Genomic DNA, 18,174 nt, shown 5'->3' on the forward strand with positions numbered 1-18,174 from the left:
TGTCTGCACTTATGGCCCGACGAAAGCATGCAAATAAAGCCTTTGCTGCTTATTCAGGACAGGCGGTGTTGCGCAGTAGCCTCGCACTGTGCGGCATCAATAGGAATGAAGTGAAAAGCTGTAAAAATATGGAATACTGAATTTTTGCTACACTGATTCAGCCGGATTAGGAGGTGGTTCCGGCGCCATTGGGGCACAACAACCGATAAAGTTACTGCGCCGACCGATAGACGGGGTGCGCCGACCGATAAAGTTGCTGTGCCGACCGATAAACGAGGTGCGCCGACCGATAAAGTTGCTGTGCCGACCGATAAACGAGGTGCGCCGACCGATAAAGTTGCTGTGCCGACCGATAAACGAGGTGCGCTTACCGATACACATTCCTGAAACAGGCTGTTTAACGTTTCGGTGCAAGTTCAGCTGCATTCGGTGCGACTGATAGTTTTTCTCAGTTCCGACTCTACCTTTTTTGATCGGGTGCAGTTCTCTAAATCCGATCGGACTGTGCATGGAATTCGTCAACTAAGCAATAAATCTTTTTCTTACAGTTTATAATGTCGGGACAGGAGAGAACCCTTTTGTTATGAAAACCAGACTGAATCCAGGAACAATGCGTAAATAACTATTTTGACATGGAGATTAAATTCAACGGAAGCATGCGGCTTACATTGCTCCGATTGAACAACTTTATTCGTATTTATCTTTATCAGCCGGAGCCAGGTTTACGAGCATTCATACGCCCGTTCCCGGACAATTTTGTTTTTGGCCCGGAGACAATCATGAAGATGACAAACTTACAAGCAAAAACAGGCTGATCAGCAGATATCAAAGGGTAACAGCCACGGACTGGCTGTTTTGTGGCTATTATTAATATTGGCTATATAAAAAATCCATTCGTAAAAAAAACTAAATTGTTCTGATTATTGTCGGTGCTATTATATAACAGGAAGTAGGTAAATCTTATTAACAGAGGAATTGTATATTGCAAAAGAAAGACTGAAAGGTTTTATAATACAATTTGTGAAAAAGAGAACAAGTATGTCTGCTAAAAATTTTAAGATCAATGACGCACTGTTTTGTCCGGTCGTTCAAGCTTTTGTCAACCATGCGAACAGAGGTACACATTCATTGCCCGGGACAGCTATAAGTGGAATGGCGTTATGATCGCGCAGCGGCATCGAGCGTTTGAACAGCCGGATTGGCGGCTCGCTGAACTTTGAAAAAACAGTTCGGGGCTGAAGGAAAAGAAAACGCAGGGTGCTTGAGAAAGCAGATTCATAAACATTTTTGGCTCCGGGCCTTGTGATTGAGCAAAAGGCATTTGAGGGAGGCCATATCATGAAGGGAGAATTTGCTTGTCCGCCCGGCGCGGCGGAACTTGATTTTTTTAAAAATTTTAAAGACGATCCTGCCAAATTGATAGCCATACTTGAAAATTCTTTCGATGGAATCTATATAACCGACGGGAATGCCAATACCATCCTGATAAACTATTCTTATGAGATTATATCAGGCCTTACAAAAGAAGAAGTTATGGGGAAAAATATGCGGGATCTTGAACGGGCCGGCGTCATCTCAAAGTCGGCAAGCCTGATTGCGCTCAAGAGCGGCAGAGCCGCCACGCTGGATCAGGAGTTCAAGACAGGAAAACAAGCGGTCGTGACCAGCACACCGATTTTTAATCATAATAAGCGGATCGTCATGGTTGTTACAAATGTCCGCGATGTTTCCGAACTCTATCGTCTGAAGGAAAAGCTGGCTCAAAACGTTAAGCTTAATCAGCACTATCAGACCGAAATCAAGATGATCTGGAAACAGATTCTCGGCGATACGAACCTGGTAGCGAAGGACAGGAAAATGCTGGATTTGCTGCGTGTGGTCAAGCGGGTGGCCATGCTTGATACGGAAGTGCTGATTCTCGGGGAGACCGGGGTCGGCAAAGAAGTCATTGCTAATTATATACACCGGAACAGCCCGCGCTGTAAAGAACATTTTATTAAAGTAAACTGCGGAGCGATCTCCAAAAGTCTGATCGAAAGTGAACTTTTCGGGTATGAAGGCGGCGCATTTACCGGCGCGAACAAAGAGGGAAAACCCGGACTGTTTGAAGTGGCCGACAAGGGCACGATTTTCCTGGATGAGGTGGGCGATCTGCCGCTGAATATGCAGGTCAAGCTGTTGCGCGTGCTTCAGGAACAGGAAATACTCAGGGTAGGTTCCAGCAAACCGGTCAAAATTAATGTGCGGATTCTGGCGTCCACCAACCGTAATTTGAAGAAAATGGTTGCGGCGGGGACCTTTCGATCCGACCTCTATTATCGGTTGAATGTGTTTCCGGTCGTTATACCGCCGCTGCGCGAGCGGAAAGAAGATATTCCCGCCCTGGCAGAGAGCATGCTTGAGTCTTTTAATAAGAAATACGGGAAAAGCAAGAAGCTTACGAAAACCGCAATGGCGAGACTTAAAGAATATCACTGGACCGGTAACGTACGGGAACTGAAAAATGTGGTTGAACGGGCTTTTATTATGAGTGAGGAAGACACAATCACTGCCGCATCGCTGTCGCTTCGCACGCCGAGAATACCCCGGCCGGCTGATAACGGTGAAGGGATCGATTTAAAAAAGATACTTGAAGAAATTGAAAGCGAATACATTGATCACGCCTATGAAAAATATCATAATGTACGTGCCGCTGCCAGAAGCCTTCGGATGGATCCTGCCACATACACCCGCAAGCGGAAAAAATATTCAGGAAAAGTTCCGGCTCGGGAAAAAAGCGTGTTGTAGAATAAAACGAAACAGTACAAGGGAGAAAAAAGCGATCGTGAAAACGCGTTAAAATCGCCGGTCGGCTTGGGGTTTCTGATATCTCAGCGCGGCAAGGGCGGGATATGGGAGTCAGCCGCCCGGCGGCTGACCGTCAACCTGTCTTTTTCACGGATGTCCGGCCGATGTTTGTGATTCGGATAGACATACGGAAAAGCCATTCAGTACGTGTGGGCTGAGAAGAGCGGCTGAACGGTGAACAGCAGGGGTTCTTCTTCTCTCCGCTTATGAAGGCTCGATCCTTTTTTGATTTCACAGAAAGGAAACCGTCTTGTGACTGCGGGATTGCTGCCGTTGTCACTGTTTTAAAAATAAAACAATGATTTAAAAATGAAACACCGCTTAAACACGGTTAATCCTGTTTATGGCGGCCTTTTTATTTTTACATCCATTTTAAATTCGCAACGGGGAACACACTGCTTTTGGGAGATAAAAAAGAGGATATGCCGGGTTTAGGCCGTGATTCGGCACTTTTTTAGTGCTGTGCCTCATTTGGCATAATGCTTGCTTATGTAGTGTTGGAGGGAGAACACAGGTGGGACTAATTTTCGGAGGAGGAGGGAGTAAGCGGGAGTCCCGTCAGAAAGCTGTTTGATGTTTTCCCTGATGTTAAAAATAACAGGAATGAAAGGAGAAAATTGTCATGACACTGAAAACCGGGGAAGAATACATTGAAAGTATTCGCAGATTAAAAACACAGGTTTATTTATTCGGGAAAAAAGTGGAGGTTCCGGTGGACAACCCCATTCTGCGCCCTTCGTTGAATTCTGTCAGGATGACGTACGATCTCGCACAGAAACCGGAATATGAAGACTTAATGACGGCGATATCACCGGAGACCGGCCATCGGATCAATCGTTTCACCCACATTCATCGCAATACCGAAGACCTAGTGAAAAAGGTAAAAATGCAGCGGCTGCTCGGCCAGCAGACGGCGGCTTGTTTTCAGCGCTGCGTGGGGATGGATGCATTTAACGCGGTTTACAGCACGGACTATGAAATAGATAAAAAATATGGCACCAGTTATTTTGAAAATTTTAAAAAATTCATGGTTTATGTACAGGAAAACGATTTGACCGTTGACGGCGCCATGACGGATCCTAAAGGCGACCGTTCATTGGCGCCGCATGCCCAGCCTGATCCGGACATGTATCTTCATGTTGTAGAACGCCGTCCAGACGGCATTGTCGTAAGAGGTGCCAAGGCGCACCAGACCGGGGCGCTCAACTCTCACGAAATCATTGTCATGCCGACGATTGCAATGAAACCTGAGGATAAGGACTATGCGGTAGCTTTCGCCGTTCCGATCGATACTCAAGGTATCTTTATGGTTATCGGGCGTCAGTCGTGCGACACACGGAAAATGGAAAACACGGAAATCGATGTCGGAAACAGTGAATTCGGCGGAGTGGAGGCGCTGGTCGTGTTCGACAATGTGTTCGTGCCCAACGACCGGATTTTCCTAAACGGCGAGGCTGAATTTGCGGGTGTACTGGTAGAGCGCTTTGCCGGTTACCATCGCCAGAGCTATGGAGGCTGCAAAGTCGGAGTCGGCGATGTGCTGATTGGTGCGGCGGCCACTGCGGCCGATTACAACGGCGTACCTAAGGCCAGCCATATTAAAGACAAGCTTATTGAAATGACACATCTCAACGAGACACTGTACTGCTGCGGGATTGCTTGTTCGGCCGAAGGCAGCCCGACCGCTTCGGGCAACTATCTGATCAATTTGCTGCTGGCCAATGTCTGCAAACAGAATGTGACCCGATTCCCGTATGAAATTGCCCGCCTTGCGGAAGACATTGCCGGCGGACTGATGGTCACTGCACCTTCCGAAAAAGATTTGCGCGACGCAAAACTGGGCCCATACGTTAAAAAATATTTTAAAGCAAATCCGGAGGTTTCCACCGAAAACCGGATCCGCATTCTGAGACTGATCGAAAACTTGACTCTCGGCACGGCAGCCGTAGGATACAGGACAGAATCGATGCACGGTGCGGGGTCTCCTCAAGCCCAGCGGATCATGATTGCGCGTCAAGGCAATCTGCCGATGAAGAAGGAGCTGGCGAAAAAAATCGCGCATGTCAAGGAATATGCGCATGCGTAAAAAGTCAATCACTTCATCGGGGGTGGCAAATGATGGAAAACGAAATGATCGAGAAAATCGAAAGAACCCTGGACGAGAAAATCCGGCCGGCGCTGGCATTGCATAAAGGAAATGTGAAGATCGTTAACCTGAAAGGAAACGTTTTGCGGATGAGGATGCTGGGCGCGTGCCGTGGCTGTCCCTCCGCCACGCTGACGCTTGAATCCTTGATTGAAGATGAGGTACGGACCGCGTTTCCGAAAATAAGGAAGGTTGAATTTGAGAGCGGAGTCAGCGACAGCCTGATAAAACAGGCACGTTTCCTCATGGAATTCCGGCGTGCGCAATGAAGATACGCGTCAAGTTTTGCGGAGGCTGCAATCCTCGTTATGACCGCGGAGAAATTGTCCGGCAGCTCCGCACGGATTTCCCCGATATTGATGTTGTATTTTCCGGGGAAGCAGAGGCGGATCTGGTCGTGGTCATCTGCGGCTGCGAAGTGGCCTGTGCCGATCATGCCGCCCTGCACGGCATACTTGGGAAAATAATACTTGTACGGGCGGAGGATTATGCAGGACTCCGCCGCCTGCTTATTTCACTCAAAGGAGTGTGAGCCCTATGGATTGGAAAACGCTGTATAAAGACAAACTGATGACGGCCGGCGAAGCTGTCAAACGGATAAAATCCGGAGATCGGGTGGTTGTGAGCCACGCGGTCGGCGAACCCAGAACACTGATCAGCGCCATGGTCGAAAATGCTGATCAATATAAGGGCGTGGAAATTGTGCACATGGTTGCGATGGGAAATTCTCCGTACTGCCGGCCGGAGATGGAAAAACATTTCCGCCACAATAGCCTGTTTGTCGGCGCATCCACGCGCCAGGCGGTTGCCGATGGCAGGGCGGATGTCACACCGGTATTCTTTTCGGAAGTTCCGGAACTTTTTCGCACTACTCTGCCGGTCGACGTTGCTCTGGTGAATCTCTCGCCGCCGGATGAGCACGGCTATTGCAGTTTCGGCGTATCGGTTGATTACTCGAAACCTGCGGCTGAGGCGGCAAAATTGGTGATTGCCCAGGTAAATGCCAATATGCCCCGTACGTTCGGTGACAGTTTTATTCATATAAGCGAACTGGACTGTATCGTTGAGGCGGATGATCCGGTCATCGAACTTCCGCAGGGAAAGATCGGCGACGTTCAGCGGGCCATTGGCAAGAACTGTGCATCTCTGATCAACGACGGCGACACCCTCCAGCTTGGGATCGGTGCGATACCTGACGCGGTTATGCTGTTTCTGAAGGACAAAAAAGACCTGGGCATTCATTCGGAAATGTTTTCAGACGGCACCGTTGAATTGATGGAAGCCGGAGTGATTACTAACAAACGCAAGAATTTTCATCCGGGCAAAAGTGTCGTTACCTTCTTAATGGGTACAAAACGGCTCTATGACTATGTCAATAACAACCCGTCGGTGGAGATGTATCCGGTGGATTTTGTCAATAATCCGTACATCATCGCCGAAAACGACAATCTCGTTGCCATCAACTCCTGTATAGAGGTTGATCTTACGGGGCAAGTGGTTTCCACAAACATTGGCTTAACGCAGTTCAGCGGCGTGGGCGGACAGGTCGATTTTGTCCGCGGCGCGCAAATGAGCCGGGGCGGCAGATCGATCATGGCGATGCCGTCAACGACGAAAACGAAACGGGGCACAATTTCCAAGATCGTTCCATTAATCACTGAGGGTGCGGCGGTGACAACCAGCAGGGATGAAGTGGATTATGTGATTACCGAATACGGCATCGCCAAATTAAAAGGGAAAACCTTGCGCGATCGCGCGCGGGCACTGATTGAGATTGCCCATCCCGATTTCCGTCCGGATTTGATCGAAGAATATGAAAAACGTTTTCACAGCAAATTTCAGGACGCCCCGCATAAAGCCTATGCCTGACGCACCTTATTGACCGGCAGCGTCTTTCACGGCCAATCGAATCACAGAAAAAGATATTGAAAGAAGCGCACAGCTGCAACGGCAATGAGACGGCGACATTGTGCGCTTTCAATTTATGCTGCTCCGGTATCCGCGCGGAAAAAACAAAGGCTTATCTGCTTTCATTTCGTCTAAAGAAAGTTGATCCATTAAGGGACCGACCACCCGCGGATCGTTCATCGGCCTTTCTTTTTCTCAATCAAAGCACTTTGTACCGCTGACAGGCATAAAAACGGATTTTTATCAGCCGCTGTGCTATATTAATGGCGATAGACATGTTAGCGAGGGGGCATAATGATGGACAAGGTGACGATTGGAAAAAGCCGGGTCAAGACGGTACCGCTTGGACTGGGCACGAACAAAGTAGGCGGGCACAATCTGTTTGCCAATCTGTCGGAAGCAGACGGCCGGGAAGCGGTCCGCGCCGCGCTTGAATCGGGTATTCAACTGCTTGATACGGCGTTTATATACGGCAAAGGGCGCTCCGAAGAATTAATCGGCGAAGTCATTGCCGATTTTCCGAGAGATCAGGTGATCATTGCCGATAAAGCGGCCCACGATCTCTCAAGCGGCGAAGAAGTTATGAATAATGACCCGCAATTTCTGAAAAAATCGGTGGACGATGCACTCAAACGACTGAAAACAGATTATATCGATATCTTCTATATTCATTTTCCGGATGAAGAGACGCCGAAAAGCGAAGCGGTCGGCGCTCTTCAGGAAATGCGCGAAGCGGGGAAAATACGGGCAGTCGGCATTTCCAATTTCACGCCTGAACAGGCGAAGGAAGCGAACCGGGACGGATATGTCGATATCGTCGAGAATTACTACAGCCTGATTCACCGCGATGAGGAAGAAAGGCTGTTTCCCTATTTGAGAGACGAGCACATTTCTTTTGTACCGTACTTTCCGCTCGAATCGGGGCTGCTCAGCGGCAAGTACAGAAAAGATACGACGTTTGCCGAAGGTAATCCGCACAGCAGGGATAAAAGATTCAACGGCGCATTGTTCCAAAAAACGATGGAAGCGGTGGATACGCTGCGCCCGATTGCCGAACAGCATCAAGTGGGCGTGCTCCAGATCGTGCTGGCGTGGTATCTGGCCAATCCTGACTTGACCGCCGTGATTCCCGGTGCCCGCAATGCCGCTCAGATTCCGGGTATTGTGCAATCGCTGGAAGTCAAACTCACAAAAGAAGAATACGACTTGATTGATCGAAACTTCAAGACTGTCTGATGATTGCTGCCGCCATGGCGGCAGAGATTAGAAAAGGCGCTTCCGCATTTGGGCGGAAGCGCCTTTTCTGGGCGCAAGGATGATGCTCATTATTCGGCATGCGGGGAAGAAAAAAAGGAATCGGATTCGGCCCGGTATCGAATCCGTCGAAAATGCTGCGGAGGGCGCCTTGTTTGTGTCTGCAGGAAGCCCGATTGCTCAGGCCTCCCGCCGGATTATCGGGTACCTGAAACTCAACCGCTTCAAGGCGGGCGCTACGATTAATTGNATGCTGCGGAGGGCGCCTTGTTTGTGTCTGCAGGAAGCCCGATTGCTCAGGCCTCCCGCCGGATTATCGGGTACCTGAAACTCAACCGCTTCAAGGCGGGCGCTACGATTAATTGGAGGATGATCCCGCAAAAGCCGGTGACATTTTGAGTGCTTTTCTTGTTTCTTTATCTCTAACGGAACTGTCCAACGAAAGAAAACCGTGCCGCCCATTGTTCACAGGATTCTTTGTTTACTGGTCTGTCTGTTTGTTCTCATTAGTGGAAACATGACGGATGAAGTGTTGATTTTTCGCATACGGCTGATCGTCGGGCTGATCGATCAGAACGGCAAAACTTTTTCTTCCTTGAATTCGTCAAAGAGCCGGAGAAACATTTCTTCACTGCTCTCCACTTCGTGAAATCCGAATTTCCGCAGTTTGGTCGTGTCCGACATGACATCGTAATCGCAGTTAAAAATAAAATCGCCGAATCCCCAGGATGCCAGTTTCTTATATGGAATCGGGCGGAGGCGATATTTATCGACTATGCGCGACCAGAGCGGCTGTTTGTCGGCCATGACCTGCGCAAGCGGTATCGGCTGAGGCGAAGTGATTCGCATCTGAAAGCGGTCCGCAATGATTGGCCAGAGATTCTTCCAGCGGAAAAAATCGCCGTTGGTCACATTGAAGATTTCAAACGCACATTTTTCTTCCGTGGCTGCCCACGCCGTGCAGCGGGCGAGCAGCCCGGCATCGGTGACCTGAGCCAGGTATGGATAAGCTTTTCCGGGGAAGCGGAGTGGCAGCCCCAGCTCTTTCGAGATTGATGCATAGGTGCCGATGACCATGGCAATATTCATCGGATTTCCGAGCGAGAATCCGCAGACGACATCGGGGCGCAGGATCGTCCAGGACCAGGATTTTCCCTTTTGTTCTTCCTGCATATAATCTTCCTGATCATAATAAAAATTCGGCGGCATATGGCGGGGATCTGTTTCTTGAGCAGGGGTCTTAAATGGACCGAGGTGAACGCCGTACGCCTTGACACCCTGCATTAAAAGCACGCGTTCCAAAGCCGGCGAGGCCTGTTCGACTGCGTTCAGCACATTTCTGAACATGGCCAGATTGATCGAAACCTGCTGTTCCGGATCCGATTCATAATCCTGATAAGCCGCGTAGATGATATGGGTTACCTGATCCAGGCCGCTGAATTTTTTGCTCAATTCCTCCGGCTGCAGCAAATCTGCTTCAATATAACGGACCCCGTCGGATTTTTCCGGCTTTCTTCTCGAAACGCCGATGACGTCCCAGTCCTCCAGATTTTTCAGATGAGAGACAAGGTATCTGCCAATGACTCCGGTTGCTCCTGCAACGAGCGCTGTTTTCTTCGCCATCATTCACCCTCCGATTCAATTCTCTTATTGATGGAGCTCTAACGTTTCATTTTACTTACCTCTTTTGGTATACCCAAAAAAGCAGCAGGCGTCAAAAGAATTGTTTCTGTCCGTGAACTAAATGGAAATAAATTTCCAACAGTCTTTTTATACCTATGAGAAATGAGTGTCTGCTCAATTTATGTATACAGACGTGCCATGTTGTGAACATCGTCAATTTTTCTGAAAGGCCAATCATGCTCAGGGACGGGTATGACATGCGCAAGTGCCGCTCGTTTTTTGATCCGCCGTGTATCCACATGAAAAGTGCTGAAAATTGCCGGTAAATATGGAGATATAAAAAGCAGATCGCCGTTTATCATCAGCAGCGTTCAAAGATTCAACAACTTTGGGATGAGCAGGAGGGATCATCATATATTCTTATTGCGTATTGATCGGGAAACACTTAGAGTTAGCTATGGGAAGGGAATGACTCATGGATATAGTCCAGTCAACGTTCGGGACACCTTAATTAATAAGCGAATTCTCCGAATATTTAAGTTTGATGTCTTCAGCTTTTCGCCGCAATGCAGGAGAGGTACTCAAACCGCACATTACCGCCATGTCCGCAGAAATTAATTGGATTCGGTTTTTATTGCATGTGTAAGGAAGCGGAATGAGTATTGCCGACCTCAAACAGTAAATGGCAAGGAGAAGACGGCGCAGCCATTTCCAGGACCTGCAATTACTAAAGACGGCGCAGCCTGAATTCCGGACTCAATTCAATAAAGCGAAACGTCCTCTGCAAATATTAATTGGATAAAATAGCTGAAGCGCCAGGTCCCGCTCCGGCCCTTTCACAACTGGGGCGCGAGTGCTGGGCATCCTCCCGATTATAAAAGTATTATTCAAGTCCCCTATGATGTTCTGCAAAAGACTGAGTGAGAAAGAGTAAGGGTTCGGATACTGGCATTCCCAACTTAAACGTAAAAATATAAAGGCTTGTAACAATATTTCTCTCTGGAGTGTAGGAGGATCATGTAAAATGACAGATGAACCATCGGAAAGCAAAATGATCAAAAAACATATTGGGTAATATTACGAAGGATAAATTTTGGATCTGTTCAACGTGAGCCGGACATGCGATTAACGGCCGTCATTTATCGATTAAACTGCAGACAAAAAAAGGATGATCTTCTCAATGATACACTATTTAAAAAAGCAAATGCTTGCCGATACGGAATTTCCGTTCCATATCGGTATCGATAAGTACAGGAGCGGTGAATCCTGCAGATTGCACGATCATGATTTTACCGAACTGTTTTATGTAGCAGGCGGTGAGGGCGTACACCGCTATAAGGATCGGGAGACTTATCTCGGGCGGGGATGTGTGCTGATCATTCAGCCCGGGGTAGAACATTCCTATCAAGTAGCAAAGGGTTCGTATCTGAGAATTTATCAAGTTGCATTTTGCCAGGATCTGCTGGGCGGTGAATGGCCGGCTTTAGATCATGCGCTGAGCTATATTGATCCCTTTTTTATTGACCCCTCCATTGTAGGAAAAAAGGATTTCATCTCATATTTTACCCTGATTCCGAGTCAACGATTTGAACTGCTGATGCTGCTGGAAAAGATGTACAGCGAATACGACCAAAAAAAGTGGGGGTATCACTGTTTGATCCGCCTGCAGTTAATGGAACTGTTTGTCTATCTCAGCAGATGGACAAATGCCGGATCTCATCAGCCGGGAGATCCGGTTATCATGAAGCAGGATTTATATCAGGAGGTTTGCAAGTATATCAAGCAGCATTATATGAATCCGATCACTCTGGAACAAGTGTGTACTTATTGCGGAATAAGTCAATCAGCGTTTACACGCAATTTTAAGAGAGTAACCGGTCTTTCGTTTATTGAGTATCGCAATAAGGAACGTATTCAGGCGGCTAAAGATTTGCTGATCACAACAGACTTGACGATTATGATGATTTCTGCAAAAGTCGGTTTCAGCAATGTCAGCAATTTTGATCGGGTGTTCAAGCACTTTGAGGGCCTTTCCCCCTTGGTCTATCGAAAGCATCTCACAGCTTCTGATCGTAGCGCTTTTGTCTAATAACATTTATCATTGTACATTTTTTCGTCAAATACTAACTATTATATAGCAGATAAGTAAATTTCCTTGGTAAATTAGCCCAGCTATTTTCTGCCGTCCGTTCTAAGATAAAAAAGTAAGTTACTAAGAATTTATCCGGAAAGCGGGGGTAAGAAATTGGCAACACCTAATGTTTTCAACACATTTCATTTTCTGGTACTGCATTTCCCGATCGCTCTGATTGTCGTCAGCTTTCTTTGCGATCTGGTTGCATCGTTCGTCAAAAAGTCGAAATGGAACGCAACTCTGAAGAGAGCAGGATTCATGACACTGATTGCGACGTCGGTAATGGGCATTGTAACCTGTCTTGCAGGACTGGTTGCCGCAGAATCGCTTGGCTTGATGGCGCAAATCGGAGCGCATGCGACGAAGGCTATTATTTTTACTATTTATGTCACGCTATTGGCGGTTATCAGAATCGTTTTTTTCAAATCAACAAAGAAAGATTTCGGCGACAATTTGTTCTATCTGATCTTCTCGCTGATCGGTGCCATTTTGGCGTTCACGCTTTTTAAAGTTTATCGTTATCCGCACTGGGGCGTTCTGCAGTTCACCGTTCCGCTGATTATTATCGGCTTCCTTGCCGATCTGTCTGCAGTGATCTGGAAAGCAAAGAGCTGGGCGAAGAGTTTTCAGGACATCGGCTACAGCTTTCTTATTCTCGGTACGGTTGCGATTATTGCAACTGTCATTACCGGCTACATGAGAGCTGCAGAAATGCCGGCTCTGGCCCATGCCGCTGTGAATCCTGTGAAGTATAATCGGGCCGCCCTTGAGCTCCATGAAACCTGGGGTGTCATATCGATGATCGCCTTCATTATTCTCAGTGCAGTCCGTTCATACTTCCATTTTCACTTTGAGGCGAAAGATCTGCTTAAAGGAAAAACCGTTTACATTGTCGGTGCCGTTGTTTGCATCGCGATTATCTCGTTTGCCTCTCACCTCGGCGGTACGGTAGCGCTGTTCCCTGAATTATTCGGGAAATAAGCGTTTCGCCGGAGATCGGCAAAAGTTTCATAAGTGAGCTTCATAAGGGTCAAATAACTCATATCCTTTTAACTGGGTGTGAGTTATTTGATCGCTATTTTATGCTAACAGCATCGGCTCTTCTAGGATTGCCGTCTGATTGGCTGCAGCTGTCAGCTTTCACTGGCGAGTTCGCTGCTTTTATCGCTGTATTCGTGAAGGATTTTTTTCAAATTAAGAACATCTTTCATTTCATAGTATCCGGTTTTGTGATTAATAAAATTGATTGCTTTAATGGCTCCCTCAGCAAAAACTTTCCTTGAGGAGGACTCGTGACTGATTTCTATTCGATCATGTTTTCCGACTGCCAGAACCGTATGTTTACCAATGACACCGCCGGCACGAATCGCACTTATTGGAATTATTTTTGGGGGTAATCCTGACGAAGTAAACCCATCTTCTATTTCGTCCGAAATTTTTATCGCAGTACCCGAGGGTGAATCTTTTTTATCTTTATAATGCATTTCTACGACTTGAAAATCGTAGTTATTGAGTATTGCGGCTGCAATGTTGCTTAAGATCATGATGACATTGACACCTAACGTAATATTCGGGGCATAAACGATTCCGTTTTTGTATCGGTAGCACGTATCCTGGATCCTATTGATATCTTCTTCAGAAAAACCCGTTGTGCCTATGACCATATTCGTTTTCATCTCAGACAATATTGCGATATTTTTCATGGTCGATGACGGGCTTGAAAAATCAACGACTACATCGGGGCGGGTCTGAAAAATAATAGATTCTATGTCATCGGAAGTACTGATTATTACATCGGTTTTCTTAGTTTTAAGCAGATCGCCTAAGCGCATTCCCTTTTTTGGACTGTTTGGGCTGCATATTGCCGCTACGATTTCCATATTCCTTTGATTTAATATACCGCTTGCAAGATATTTTCCGGTTTTGCCCAATCCTATTAACGCGACTCTAATCAATCTAAAGACCTCCAGTATTTACTGATTTGATAAGTAACAACTTAAGTATATCATATAAATTGTTGCATGCCGTTCACTTTGAATAATAGGGGCCCATTTCAGCGATCTTTGCTGATTTACATCGCACAAAATATCATTTATACTGGTTGTTGATTAAGAAACCATCTTTTGATTTTTAATAAAGCGGAGGGGTATTTTCTTCAGGCAACTCCTGAAGTAAATTTAACATGTCAGCACAATACACAATGAAATCTGTCTATCAGAAGATAGCCATTGATATCGCCAATAGAATATTAAACGGTGATTTTTCGGTCGGTGATAAGCTGCACGGGAGGTCGTCTCTTTCAAGTCTTTATAAAGTTTCACCTGAAACCGTGAGAAAGGCCGTTATGCTTTTAAATGAGATGGGTATCGTAGAAGTCGTCAAGGGCAGCGGCATCATTATTAAATCCGTGGATAACTGTTTAAAATTTATAAATAAGTTTAAGAATATAGATGTTATTAATTCATCCAAGAGTGAAATTTTAGATCTACTGGATGAAAAAACATTATTGGACAAAAAAATTGAGACCAAAATTAATGAGATTGTCGATTATTCGGACAGATTTGCTAATACCAGCCCGTTTATGCCGTTTGAATTTAAAATATATGAAGATTTTGATATTGTCGGAAAAACGATATCCGAAAGCAATTTCCGGAAAAATACAAATGCCATCATAGTGGGTATAAAAAGGAATGGCAAATTAATGCTGTCTCCGGATCCTTACAACATATTTAAAAAAGGGGATACTTTGTTTGTTATCGGCGAGGAAGATTCCTATAACAGGGTGAAGCAGTTTCTTTATAAACAAAACAGATAAACAGACAAAATAATCAGCGCCGGGGAAAAAACAGGACTGCCGGAAGACAGGACTAGAATTCTAGAAGCATATAAAGTCTGGGCCAGGCACTCTATGATTTGAAATCAGTCCGAAAAACAGATAGTCAGTCAAAATAGCGAACTTTTGCATCGTTTCTTATTCGCCTGTAAACGATCAATATTATGCATAAAATGATCAGCAGAATAGAAACGACTTGTGCGATCCGCAGGCTGCCGGTCAGCATCAGACTGTCGGTGCGCAGCCCTTCAATATAAAAGCGGCCGACTGAATACCAGATAAGATAAGTTAAAAAAAGTTCTCCGCGTCCAAGGTTGGCTCTTCTTAGTATGATTAAGAGAATGAAGCCGAGAAAATCCCAGACGGATTCATAGAGAAAAGTCGGAACGTAATAAGTTCCGTTTATGTACATTTGATTGATTATAAAATTCGGCAGATGAAGATTTTCAAGAAAAAGTCGTGTGGTCGGGCCGCCGTGGGCTTCCTGATTCATAAAATTGCCCCATCGTCCGATTGCCTGGCCCAGTAGCACACTGGGTGCCGCAATATCCGCCACTTTCCAGAACGGCACACGGCGTACTTTGCAGAAGACAAGTGCTGTGGCGACCGCCCCGATGAGCGCACCGTGGATGGCAATGCCGCCATCCCAAACGGCAATGATTTCAGAAGGATGTCCTGAGTAATAGTTCCATTCAAAAGCGACATAATAGATTCGGGCGCATAGAATTGCAATCGGCGCCGCAAAAAGAATCAGATCCACAAACAGGTCCTTTGGCAATCCGCGTTTCCGTCCCTCTTTCATGGCCAGTAAAAGCCCCAGCAGGGCGCCGCAGGCAATAATGATCCCATACCAGTAAATGTGGATCGGACCGAGTCTGACAGCGACCCGGTTCAGCGGCTGAATAGATAGATTCATGATACGATTCCTCCGTTTGCGATGTTCATTTTCAATTCGTTCTGTTTATCTTAAAGAGACCTAAGCCTAAGGAGCAGCGGTTACCCCGCTTTGCCAATCGTGAAACTGATGATCAGGATTGAGAAGACAATGAGCGTAATCAAGGTATAAAGGTAATCTTTTTTAAGCAGAAAGGCAATAATGGAAACGCCCACACGAAAAACCGGCGTGAGCATCAGGAGCAGCAGCCCAGTCAGCGTAACACCGTAAGGCCTGAACGAGATAAAACCAAGCAGAATATCTTGAACATGTGTCGGGTAGTCATTTTTCGCATATCCTGTATCGCCTGTAACAAAAAACAGCAGCAATCCGCAGATAATCAGCACACTGCTGAACGTTATGCCGATTCTTAGCGTCCGGCCGATCATTATTTCCACAATATCTGTCTTTTTCTCTTGTTCCTGCATCCGGGGACGATTCACCATTTCCACCCCAATCCTTCAAGGATCATTTGAATGGCAATATAAGCAATGACCGGGACAAAAATAATCCGGATCGTTTTACTTTTCATTTTTTGCATGAGCTTCGTACCGACGACCGCACCTGCCAGCACACCGATCGCAATCGGTCCCGAGATTCCCGGATCGATATCGCCTCTCATTAGATAAACGCCCGCGCTTGCCGCCGCGGTGACGCCCATCATAAAATTGCTCGTCGCACTGGAAACTTTTAAAGGAAGCTTCATGAACAAATCCATCGCCATGACTTTGAAACTGCCGCTGCCGATTCCGAGCAATCCGGAAGCAACGCCCGCCCCGTACATTACGCCGAATCCGGCGGGGACATGGGCCGCATGATAGGCAACTTCCCGTCCGAACCGCTGATCGAAATAACTGCCGTTCAACTTGAATTTATCTGCGATTGTTTTCTGGGCATTCGCTTTCGGCTTTGCCGGTTTCTTCTTTTGCAGCATAGCCAGTGCCGAATAGAGCAGGAAGAGCCCGAAAATGATATACAAAAAGCTGGACGGGATCAATCCGCCGATAAAGGCTCCGGAAATCGCGCCGATCGTTGTCGCAATTTCCAGAAACATGCTGATCCGCAGGTTGGTAATCCCGTCTTTAATATAGGCGATCGCCGCTCCGCTTGATGTGGCAATCACGGCGATCAGACTGGCGCCGATCGCATGGTTGATATCAATGCCGAGCAGCAGGGTCAGAATCGGGGTGATAATGGTTCCGCCGCCAAGTCCCAAAATGGATCCGAACATTCCGGCGAACACGGCAACGAGAATCAAGGTGATGACAAGTAATGACAAAAGATCATCTCCGTTGGCAATTTTTTTCAATGACTCCCTGACCATTGCCGGCGGTCATCCTGGCCGTTGGATTGACATGAATGGTCCCCCAACGTTAACAAGTTTATGACTTGCCTATTAATAACGGAAATATTATTATTTTATTATTATCATAAGCAATCGGTTATGGAGGATAAAATGACATTCAGACTGCTGCAAATCTTCGTTGCTGTTTGTGAAAAATTGAATATGACTGCCGCCGCCGAATCGCTTTTCATGTCGCAGCCTGCTGTCAGTCAGGCGATATCCGAACTTGAAAGGCATTTCGGTGTCAGGCTTTTTGAAAGGCTGTCCAAGAAGCTTTATTTGACAAAAGCCGGAGACAATCTCTTGTACTATGCGCGTCATATTATTCAAATGAACAGCGAAGCAGAGAAAAAAATGCGTTCCATCAGCAAGAGAAGTTGCATTCGCATCGGGGCCAGTGTCACGATTGGTGCCTGTATACTGCCGAAACTGATTGTGAAATTCAAAGAGAAGAATCCGGATAGCACAATCGAAGTGATTGAAGACAACACCCCGAAAATTGAGAGGCTCATACTGAGGGATCAGCTGGATCTGGCACTTGTCGAGGGAGAAACCGCGTCGCCGGACATCGTCAAATCATCTTTTATGAGGGATGAGCTGCTGCTCATCTGCGGCGCCCGCCATCGATTTGCCGCGATGCCTTCGGTTTCTCCGCATGAGCTTGAGATCGAACCGTTCATTGTTCGCGAGAAGGAGAGCGGAACGCGCCAAAAGTTTGAAGCAATGATGTCTGACGCAAATCTGTCCTGGCATGCTTCCTGGACATGCAATAATGTCGATTCCATTAAAATGGCCGTCGCTGCGGGCCTCGGCATTTCGGTTGTCTCAAAGTTCTCTGTAGAAAATGAAGTCGCTTCCGGCACTTTATGCGTTAAGAAAATTGACGGCCTTCATTTCAATCGTTATTTTAAAATCATTTACCATAAAGACAAATACCTGACCTCAACCATGCAAACATTTATCAGGCTGTGTCGCTGCCCGGATCGGTACATGTGACAGTAATGCCTGAGTTTTACTGCCGCTGGGCCGGCTTCGGGAAGGAGACGGCCATAACATTCCGGGCAGTCATTTTTGTGGATTTCGTATACCCATATGGGTATAATAGCTGTTGAGGGATAGCCAGCGCTTTTCATTTTCAGTTATACGTATA

At 46.6% G+C, this 18,174-nt stretch carries 15 protein-coding genes; 10 read left to right on the top strand and 5 right to left on the bottom strand.

The window, feature by feature from the left end; translation table 11 throughout:
- Positions 1–1,338: 1,338 nt before the first annotated feature.
- The 6 genes from OYT88_RS17030 (at position 1,339) to OYT88_RS17055 (ending at position 8,137) form a co-directional block, all read left to right on the top strand.
- Entirely contained in the window at positions 1,339–2,787 is a 1,449-nt protein-coding gene (locus OYT88_RS17030) for a sigma-54 interaction domain-containing protein (RefSeq protein ID WP_274401555.1), read from the top strand.
- A 682-nt stretch (positions 2,788–3,469) separates the two neighbouring features.
- Positions 3,470–4,933: a 4-hydroxyphenylacetate 3-hydroxylase family protein gene (locus OYT88_RS17035; protein ID WP_274401556.1), complete on the top strand. Its 1,464-nt coding sequence runs from the start codon at positions 3,470–3,472 to the stop codon at positions 4,931–4,933.
- A gap of 29 nt (positions 4,934–4,962) precedes the next feature.
- The gene (locus OYT88_RS17040) at positions 4,963–5,262 is read left to right on the top strand and encodes a NifU family protein (protein WP_274401557.1); all 300 of its coding nucleotides are present in this window, start codon (positions 4,963–4,965) and stop codon (positions 5,260–5,262) included.
- Entirely contained in the window at positions 5,259–5,525 is a 267-nt protein-coding gene (locus OYT88_RS17045; protein WP_274401558.1) for a SelT/SelW/SelH family protein, read from the top strand. The genes OYT88_RS17040 and OYT88_RS17045 overlap by 4 nt, the downstream gene beginning before the upstream one ends.
- A 5-nt stretch (positions 5,526–5,530) precedes the next feature.
- A complete protein-coding gene (locus OYT88_RS17050; RefSeq protein ID WP_274401559.1) occupies positions 5,531–6,862 on the top strand; it encodes an acetyl-CoA hydrolase/transferase family protein in 1,332 nt (443 codons plus the stop codon).
- 336 nt (positions 6,863–7,198) lie between these two features.
- A complete protein-coding gene (locus tag OYT88_RS17055) occupies positions 7,199–8,137 on the top strand; it encodes an aldo/keto reductase (RefSeq protein WP_274401560.1) in 939 nt (312 codons plus the stop codon).
- 588 nt (positions 8,138–8,725) lie between these two features.
- Here OYT88_RS17055 and OYT88_RS17060 read toward each other — a convergent pair.
- The gene (locus tag OYT88_RS17060; RefSeq protein WP_274401561.1) at positions 8,726–9,778 is read right to left on the bottom strand and encodes an SDR family oxidoreductase; all 1,053 of its coding nucleotides are present in this window, start codon (positions 9,776–9,778) and stop codon (positions 8,726–8,728) included.
- 1,180 nt (positions 9,779–10,958) lie between these two features.
- Here OYT88_RS17060 and OYT88_RS17065 point away from each other — a divergent pair.
- Together OYT88_RS17065 and OYT88_RS17070 are read left to right on the top strand one after the other, a co-directional pair.
- Entirely contained in the window at positions 10,959–11,867 is a 909-nt protein-coding gene (locus tag OYT88_RS17065) for an AraC family transcriptional regulator (RefSeq protein WP_274401562.1), read from the top strand.
- Between the two features lie 156 nt (positions 11,868–12,023).
- On the top strand, positions 12,024–12,893 hold the full coding sequence (locus tag OYT88_RS17070) for a DUF2231 domain-containing protein (protein ID WP_274401563.1): 870 nt from the start codon (positions 12,024–12,026) through the stop codon (positions 12,891–12,893).
- 152 nt (positions 12,894–13,045) lie between these two features.
- On the opposite strand, the gene dapB is transcribed toward OYT88_RS17070, so the two are convergent.
- Positions 13,046–13,867 carry a 4-hydroxy-tetrahydrodipicolinate reductase gene (gene dapB, locus OYT88_RS17075; protein ID WP_274401564.1) on the bottom strand — a complete coding sequence of 274 codons (822 nt, stop codon included), beginning with the start codon at positions 13,865–13,867 and terminating at the stop codon, positions 13,046–13,048.
- 227 nt (positions 13,868–14,094) lie between these two features.
- Here dapB and OYT88_RS17080 point away from each other — a divergent pair, with 227 nt between their 5' ends.
- Positions 14,095–14,727: a GntR family transcriptional regulator gene (locus OYT88_RS17080; protein ID WP_274401565.1), complete on the top strand. Its 633-nt coding sequence runs from the start codon at positions 14,095–14,097 to the stop codon at positions 14,725–14,727.
- A gap of 124 nt (positions 14,728–14,851) precedes the next feature.
- Here the strand turns inward: OYT88_RS17080 and lgt are convergent, their stop codons facing one another.
- The 3 genes from lgt to OYT88_RS17095 all read right to left on the bottom strand — a co-directional run bounded on the left by lgt (position 14,852) and on the right by OYT88_RS17095 (position 16,910).
- A complete protein-coding gene (lgt, locus tag OYT88_RS17085) occupies positions 14,852–15,661 on the bottom strand; it encodes a prolipoprotein diacylglyceryl transferase (protein WP_274401566.1) in 810 nt (269 codons plus the stop codon).
- 80 nt (positions 15,662–15,741) lie between these two features.
- Positions 15,742–16,125, bottom strand: coding sequence for a DUF1634 domain-containing protein (locus OYT88_RS17090; protein WP_274401643.1), 384 nt, complete (start codon positions 16,123–16,125; stop codon positions 15,742–15,744).
- Positions 16,119–16,910 (bottom strand): sulfite exporter TauE/SafE family protein, encoded by a 792-nt coding sequence (locus OYT88_RS17095; RefSeq protein ID WP_443217543.1) that lies wholly within the window; start codon positions 16,908–16,910, stop codon positions 16,119–16,121. The genes OYT88_RS17090 and OYT88_RS17095 overlap by 7 nt, the downstream gene beginning before the upstream one ends.
- A gap of 225 nt (positions 16,911–17,135) precedes the next feature.
- On the opposite strand from OYT88_RS17095, the gene OYT88_RS17100 reads away from it, so the two are divergent.
- On the top strand, positions 17,136–18,020 hold the full coding sequence (locus OYT88_RS17100; protein WP_274401568.1) for a LysR substrate-binding domain-containing protein: 885 nt from the start codon (positions 17,136–17,138) through the stop codon (positions 18,018–18,020).
- The last annotated feature ends 154 nt before the right edge of the window (positions 18,021–18,174 follow it).

It is taken from the genome of Sporolactobacillus sp. CQH2019 (assembly GCF_028765345.1).
Classification (GTDB): Bacteria; Bacillota; Bacilli; order Bacillales; family Sporolactobacillaceae; genus Sporolactobacillus.

Excerpts from the sequence above, each read along its gene's own strand:
- OYT88_RS17030 (WP_274401555.1), top strand. The coding sequence starts at position 1,339 with ATGAAGGGAGAATTTGCTTGTCCGCCCGGCGCGGCGGAACTTGATTTT.
- OYT88_RS17035 (WP_274401556.1), top strand. The coding sequence starts at position 3,470 with ATGACACTGAAAACCGGGGAAGAATACATTGAAAGTATTCGCAGATTA.
- OYT88_RS17040 (WP_274401557.1), top strand. The coding sequence starts at position 4,963 with ATGATGGAAAACGAAATGATCGAGAAAATCGAAAGAACCCTGGACGAG.
- OYT88_RS17045 (WP_274401558.1), top strand. The coding sequence starts at position 5,259 with ATGAAGATACGCGTCAAGTTTTGCGGAGGCTGCAATCCTCGTTATGAC.
- OYT88_RS17050 (WP_274401559.1), top strand. The coding sequence starts at position 5,531 with ATGGATTGGAAAACGCTGTATAAAGACAAACTGATGACGGCCGGCGAA.
- OYT88_RS17055 (WP_274401560.1), top strand. The coding sequence starts at position 7,199 with ATGGACAAGGTGACGATTGGAAAAAGCCGGGTCAAGACGGTACCGCTT.
- OYT88_RS17060 (WP_274401561.1), bottom strand. The coding sequence starts at position 9,778 with ATGGCGAAGAAAACAGCGCTCGTTGCAGGAGCAACCGGAGTCATTGGC.
- OYT88_RS17065 (WP_274401562.1), top strand. The coding sequence starts at position 10,959 with ATGATACACTATTTAAAAAAGCAAATGCTTGCCGATACGGAATTTCCG.
- OYT88_RS17080 (WP_274401565.1), top strand. The coding sequence starts at position 14,095 with ATGTCAGCACAATACACAATGAAATCTGTCTATCAGAAGATAGCCATT.
- lgt (WP_274401566.1), bottom strand. The coding sequence starts at position 15,661 with ATGAATCTATCTATTCAGCCGCTGAACCGGGTCGCTGTCAGACTCGGT.
- OYT88_RS17090 (WP_274401643.1), bottom strand. The coding sequence starts at position 16,125 with ATGGTGAATCGTCCCCGGATGCAGGAACAAGAGAAAAAGACAGATATT.
- OYT88_RS17095 (WP_443217543.1), bottom strand. The coding sequence starts at position 16,910 with ATGTTCGGATCCATTTTGGGACTTGGCGGCGGAACCATTATCACCCCG.
- OYT88_RS17100 (WP_274401568.1), top strand. The coding sequence starts at position 17,136 with ATGACATTCAGACTGCTGCAAATCTTCGTTGCTGTTTGTGAAAAATTG.